Source organism: Marinobacter sp. UBA5687 (assembly GCF_002420325.1).
Taxonomy (GTDB): domain Bacteria; phylum Pseudomonadota; class Gammaproteobacteria; order Pseudomonadales; family Oleiphilaceae; genus Marinobacter; species Marinobacter nauticus.
The window spans coordinates 1-2,661 of the sequence record NZ_DIHV01000157.1 but is presented as its reverse complement, the minus strand read 5'-3'; the positions used below and the strand labels follow the sequence as shown (position 1 = coordinate 2,661).

The following is a 2,661-nucleotide window of genomic DNA, read 5'->3' as shown; positions in this document are numbered from 1 at the left end:
CGCTGAACGGCAACTGGACAAGCTTCTTGAAAACACCAACATCGAGGAGCTCGGACAATCCGAACGCAATCAGGCTGTGTTGATCCGGGCCGAAGCCCGAATTCTCCAGGGTAAAAGCGAGGAAGCCCTTGCATCTCTGGAACAGATCTCATCTCCCTCCCCGGACCAGGAGTTGCAGGCGGACAACCTGAAGGGCCGCGCCTGGTTGACCAGCGGCGACTTTGATAAGGCCGAAGAGGCCTACCAGAGCGCGTTCGACAAACACAGCAATAACGTTGTTGCCATGGTCGGCCTGTCTCGGGTTGCCACTGCCAAGGGCGACTTCGACACTGCAAAGGAACGCCTTGAGAAAGCCGTAGAGATTGACGCTGAACACGAAGACGTCTGGCTCTGGAAAGCGCAATTCGCCCATGCCCAGCAACAATGGGCCGAAGCTGAGCAGGCGTACATACGCGCACTGGAGACCATCGGCCAGTTCGACGTTATGACCTTCCGGAAATACCAGACCATTTCGGCCCTGATCACCGTTCTGCGTGAGCAGGGCAAATCGGCGGAGGCATTTGTCTATGAGGAAATCCTTGCCAAGTCCGGTCCGGGTACGATCAAAAGCAACCTGGAAGCCGCGGCCTCAGCCTATAATGATGGCGACCTGAATACCGCCGCCAGGTATCTGCAGGAAGTCCTTAACCAGGTTCCCAACCATCAACAAAGCGCATTGATGCTGGGCGTAATACGTTATCGGCAAGGCCGCCCCGAGGAGGCGGAGAAACTGCTTGCACCACTGGCCGATATGGAAAACGCCGATGAAGTACGCAAACTCCTGGCCGCCACCCGCATATCCATGCGCGACCCGGCAGGCGCAAAATCACTGCTGGAAGACCTGGAGGGCAGCGACGCCGATCCACAAACACTGGCACTGGTAGGCATTGCAAGCCTGGCTTCTGGCGACGATCAGAGTGGCCGCCAGCTCCTGGAAAAGTCGCTGGAACTGGCACCAGACAACCACAACCTGCGTTTGCGCTATGCGGCTTACCTCACTCAAACCCGTGATTTCGCCAATGCCATCAAACAGGCCAGTCAGATTCCGTCGGATGCCACGGAGGCCCTGCAGGCCACAATTCTGACCTCCCAGGCCCAGGCGTTGTCTGGCAATTCGCAGGCGGCAACAGAAACCCTGGATACCTGGCTTAAAGCCAATCCGGAAAGCATGGCGGCTTTGATCGCCCGGGGAAACCTGGCCAGCAGCCTGAACAACACCCAACAGGCGGCCAGCTACTTTGAGCGGGCGCACAAGCAACACCCGGAAGAAGCTGCTCCTCTGGTAGCTCTGGGCAACCTTGCCCGCGAACAGCAGAACACAGAGCAGGCGATTACCTGGTACCGTCAGGCGGTCGAAACCAACCCGAACAACCTGCCCGCCATTCAGGCCCTTGCCGGTGTGATGAAGCGCGATCAACTGACCGGGCTGATGCAGGAAATCAGCACGCAACATCCTGAGGCAAACGGACCGCGGCTGATCCTTCTGGAATCCGCGCTGATCAACAACGATACGTTGCGAGCCGATGAACTGACCGCCCGGTTGATGGAAAGAGAGCGGGAAGACCAGCCCTCACCGGCTGAACCGCTGGTCGCTGCGGTATATGAAGGCATTGCCACTCAAATGGCACAGCGCGACAACAGCGAGCGCGCTCTGGAGATCCTGAGCCGCGGACGAGCGCTCTTCCCTGAGAACGAGGCCATCGCCCTAAAAGTGGCTGCCATCGAATTCAGCAATGGCAACGCAACCGCCGCGCGCAGCGCGCTGCAGGATGCCAAGCAGCATCATCCGGACTCCCCCGCGCCCTACCAGGTAGAAGCCAGCTATTACGAAAACCAGGGCGAACATCAGCAAGCTGCTGAGCTTTATCAACTGGCGCTGGCCAAGCGACAAACGGCGGAACTGGCCATCGCCCATGCTCGCGCACTCTCTAACGCCGGCCGATCTCAGAATTCGATAGAAGCACTGCACGAAGCCAACAAACAATTCCCGAACAATTCGTCAATTCTGCTTACACTGGCGCTTCAAACCCAGCAAGCAGGCCAGACGGATGCGGCCATTGAGCACTACCAGCAGGTTCTGCAACTGGCCCCGGACAACGCCCTGGCGCTGAACAATCTCGCCTGGCTGTATTACGAGGCCGGCAACAGCGAAGCGGCATCACTGGCCAAACGCGCCTACGAACTGGTGCCCGAAAATGCTGCGATTGCAGATACCTACGGCTGGATCCTGTTCGAGGCTGGTGAACACGAGCAAAGCCTGGCGGTACTGGAAAGAGCCCATTCCCTGGCACCGGATTCCCAGGAAATTGCCATGCATCTGGCCGAAGCTTATCGAGCCACCGGCCGCACGGATGCGGCCCAGCAGATCATGGACAAGTTCAGCACAGGCAACAACGGCTAATCATTACTCGCGCTATAACCAAAGAGAGGACATAACGAAACGTTCCTAGCCGCCGGTGGCAGCCCTGACACACTGCAACAATACTTTACATATTGTTTCCAATAGCAAGGAAGGTGGGTTATGGCTGCTATCAAAGTGTTGAGCGTAGGCACCGTGGTGGTTCTGCTCAGCGGCTGTCAGAACTGGCAGTTCAGGGATATTGAGGATTTGCCACCGACAGC

1 protein-coding gene is annotated in these 2,661 nt (G+C 57.8%); it reads left to right on the top strand.

Annotation, left to right across the window (positions count from 1 at the left end):
• Positions 1 to 2,440: tetratricopeptide repeat protein (locus B3Y70_RS16760; protein WP_288590161.1), on the top strand; the 2,440-nt coding region annotated here is incomplete at its 5' end.
• Positions 2,441 to 2,661: the final 221 nt, after the last annotated feature.